3 protein-coding genes and 2 pseudogenes are annotated in these 3,633 nt (G+C 64.2%); 3 read left to right on the top strand and 2 right to left on the bottom strand.

The features are described from left to right. Window positions 1-685: transposase (locus tag ACF08N_RS37905; protein ID WP_392329250.1), on the top strand; the 685-nt coding region annotated here is incomplete at its 5' end. Window positions 686-951: 266 nt separating this feature from the next. Continuing rightward, window positions 952-1,437 (top strand): annotated as a pseudogene (locus ACF08N_RS37900) (sensor histidine kinase); the annotation flags it as partial. A 746-nt stretch (window positions 1,438-2,183) separates the two neighbouring features. Here ACF08N_RS37900 and ACF08N_RS37895 read toward each other — a convergent pair. Together ACF08N_RS37895 and ACF08N_RS37890 are read right to left on the bottom strand one after the other, a co-directional pair. Next, entirely contained in the window at window positions 2,184-2,423 is a 240-nt protein-coding gene (locus ACF08N_RS37895) for a hypothetical protein (RefSeq protein ID WP_392329249.1), read from the bottom strand. A gap of 238 nt (window positions 2,424-2,661) precedes the next feature. Then, window positions 2,662-3,000, bottom strand: a complete 339-nt coding sequence (locus ACF08N_RS37890; RefSeq protein WP_392329248.1) for an Lsr2 family protein — start codon at window positions 2,998-3,000, stop codon at window positions 2,662-2,664. A gap of 427 nt (window positions 3,001-3,427) precedes the next feature. Between ACF08N_RS37890 and ACF08N_RS37885 the strand changes: the two are divergent. Beyond that, window positions 3,428-3,523: pseudogene (locus ACF08N_RS37885) on the top strand (IS5/IS1182 family transposase); the annotation flags it as partial. Window positions 3,524-3,633: the final 110 nt, after the last annotated feature.

Raw genomic sequence — 3,633 nt, 5'->3', positions numbered from 1 at the left:
ACTGATTCATCACAGCGACCGCGGCTCACAATATGTGTCGATTCGCTACGGCAAGCGTCTGATCGAGGCCGGCGCGACCGCGTCGGTCGGCTCTGTCCCGGACAGCTACGACAACGCCATGGCCGAGGCCCTCAACGGCTCCTTCAAGGCGGAACTGGGATCGAGCTTCAAGGGCCCTGGCGCGACGCTGACCAGGCCGAATGTGCCGTCGTCCAGTGCGTCGGCTAGTACAACACCGAGCGCCTGCACTCAGCCCTCGACTACCTCCCGCCCGAGGAATTCGAGGCTCAGCACTACCGATCCCAGGGAGCCCCGAACGCCGCCTGAAAACACGCAAACCGGCCTTTACGGAAGTCGCGACAGCTCAAAGATCCCGTCCGTTCCAGGGCTGGTCGGCCGACCGCGACGGCGGCCCGGCACTCTCCTCGCCGACCGTGGGTACGACCACGACAAGTACCGCCGACTCGTCCGGGCACAAGGCATCAAGCCGGTGATCGCCCGTCGTGGTGCCCCGCACGGGTCCGGGCTCGGCGTCCACCGGTGGGTCGTCGAGCGGACCATCGCCTGGCTCCACGACTTCCGCCGACTACGCATCCGCTGGGAACGACGAGACGACATACACGAAGCCTTCCTCGGCCTCGCCACCTGCCTCATCACCCACCGGCACGTCCAACGCCTTTGTTAGGACCCCTTGGCGTGGTCACCCACCTGAAGCCTCTGCTTGGCAAAGCAGTTAGCGAGGTGCAGGTGGGTTCGTACCACAAAGCCCCTCAACCACCGACAGTCGAGGGGCTTTGCGTGTCAGCGTTGGGCCCCTGGCCCGGTGTCTCTGCGGACGGGACAAGCCAGCAGCCACGGGGTTGTACGTGCCGGCCGGACAGCACGACCACCCCTGAGTGCGCGTGCCGTCATCCCTCGCCCCCAAGGCAGGCCAGGTAGTTGCCCGGGTGCCGCAGCGACCGCGGGAACTTCACCCGCGAGAGCGTCGACCTCTCCCTCGTCGCCGAAGAGGCCGCCGAAACCCTGCTCCCCCTCGCCGAACAGCGCCGGATCACGCTCGACGTCACCGGCGGAGCGACACGGACCAGCGGCTCCGCGGAGCTCCTGCTGCGGATGGTGACGAACCTCGTCCAGAACGCCATCGTCCACAACCTCCCCACCGGCGGCACCGTGACGGTCCACACCGAAGCGCAGGGCGACGCGAGCGTGGTGCGGGTCGAGAACACGGGTCATCCGCTCCCACCGGAACTGGTGCCGACCCTCGCCGAACCCTTCCAGCGCGGAACGGAACGCGTACGCACCGACGAGCACGCCGGCGTCGGTCTCGGCCTTGCCATCGTGGACAGCATCGTCCGCGCCCACGACGGGACCCTCGACCTCGTCCCCCGCCCCACCGGCGGCCTCCTCGTCACGGTTCGCCTTCCCGGCATGCCGTAGGCATCGTCCCCGAGCGGGGCCACTGGATCGTGGACGGGAAGTTCGGTGCAGGCCAGGGCGACCCGCGGCAGCGATGGGGCAGCGGCGCTTCGAGAGGCTCTTGCGGCCGCTCCGCAGCTACGGAAAGCCTGAACGATCTCGTGCACGGTGGCGGTCGGGCATCGCGCCGAGCACGCCCTGTCCCAACTGAAGAGCCAGAAGATCCTGTGGGACTGCCGGGCCAAAGACAACGGCGTCCACCAGGCCATGACCGGAATCGCCCGACTTCACAACGTCGCCCTCACGGGACAACTCCAGCCCCAACAGGGACAACCTTTAGGCAACAGACCACGTCAGGCAGCTAACCTGGATGCCCCGGGCACGCCGCGGTTGCCTCATAGCGCGCACCGCTCCAAAGGCAAGGAGTTCGACGGCGGTCATCGTCAAGGGTCCCGCCGCTCGCGGATGTGGGCATAGCCTTGCCAGATCTGCCATTGCTTTGACCTTCGGGGAAGGAGAGCATATCTGGTCCATCCTTGCCGATCCGGGGAGACCTAGGCAGTCGCACCTGTCGCGCCATCGGCCCCGGTGCTGGCTGAAACGCCGGAACGGCGCCCCAGGACGGCCGCAGGCGGGCCGTAGAATCGGACACTATGCACCCGTACTTAGCTGTGACGCCGAACCCTAAGATCGCTGCGATGCAAGGGGAATTTCTGCACCCCGGGGTAACTCTTGTTGCGTCAGTGGAAGATGAAACAGCGCCTGCCTTAGTCAAGGTACAGGTGCCCACGGGAATCCGCATCACTGAGGATTTTCTCCACATAAACCGCGCTGGCTCTTCCCTTACGTTCCAAGGACTCCGTTCCCCCGACCTGCAGACGCTCACCTGTCGCAATGTCTCGGGAGTTTTCCCTGCCCGTCTCAATTCGGTTGCAGTATTTACCCAGATAGAAATCCTGCGTGACGCCCCTGCCGGGGAGTATTTTGCCCGCTACATCTTTGGTCATCCTGAGACTGTATCGGGACTTGCTGAATTTTCGGTCTCTTACAACCCATGGGCTCATCGCAGGTGGCCGGGCAGCGAATAGAGACGCCGCCAGGGACGTGTCTGCCGCCGACCCCCGGCTTGCGTCGTCTGCACGACAGGGCCGTTCCTGGCCGGGGAGCTGGGGCGCATCTTCGGCAGCGGATCGGCGCTGCAGTGTGGACGTAGGCGGACCGAAAGGGATAATTCCCCTGTGGGTATTAAGCGTTCGCTGCCTGATACGCGGCCTTGATTTCCGCGGGAACGCGGCCCCGGTCGTTCACGGTATAGCCGTTCTCCTTGGCCCAGGCACGGATAGCAGCTGTGTTTTCACCTCCATTTGCACTGCGGGGGACGCCTCCCCGGCGTGCCCCGTTTGGCTTACTGCCGATCCGCCGCCCGGCCTTAGTGAAGGGCTCCAGGGCGGCTCGCAGCTCGTCGGCGTGCCTGTCGCTCAGGTCGATCTCATAGATCTTACCGTCCAGTGCGAAGGACACCGTCTTCTCTGCTTTTCCCCCGTCGATGTCGTCGACAAGGAACACTCTAACCTTCTGAGCCATCACTGATCCCTTTCTCGTCCTGTGAAATGATGATGATGCCATACAGGGAGAGCATCTGACCAGCCTCCCAGTGCTACTTACTCGTCCCCGGCATTCTGTCGACGGACGGGCCGGTCACCGCTACCGTCTCCGAGTGTGTTTGCGAATGCCTTCTGTGGCTCCTGTCAACGTTCCCGGCTCTTCAGCTCTGGACTGCAGATTATCCTGCAGAGGTTTACCATGGCTTTGACCTGGGCATCGAGAGTTCTGATGGAGTGTCCAAATCCAGAGTCGCCTGTGGGTTCCCCATGCTGCCTGCCTCAGCGGAAATTTGGCCCTGTTTCTCGGTATTGCAGCACGGGGATAGCTGTTGCCCGGAGCGCTCTCGGGGGTATGGCCGTGGAAGGTCCTCTGCCAGCGCACACTGAGCCAGCGGCAGCCGGTCGGCCATCGCTACGAACGACACCCGGGCAACTACCTGGCCTTTCTCGGGCTCGCCGCCGCCATCTGCTGCTACAAACGCTTCCGCAACCTCACCACGTAGGCACCGTCTAAGACTGTGTCCTATGTGGTGAGGCGGACGTTGGGCTTGTCATGGGGCGGGGTACGTGGAGTTGGATCGTTCCGGACGGGCTGTGGGAGATCACGAAGCCG

The sequence above is a fragment of the Streptomyces sp. NPDC015127 genome (genome assembly GCF_043080095.1).
Classification (GTDB): Bacteria; Actinomycetota; Actinomycetes; order Streptomycetales; family Streptomycetaceae; genus Streptomyces.
Note: the sequence above shows the minus strand (reverse complement) of the source record. Positions and strands in the feature narration are given on the sequence as shown.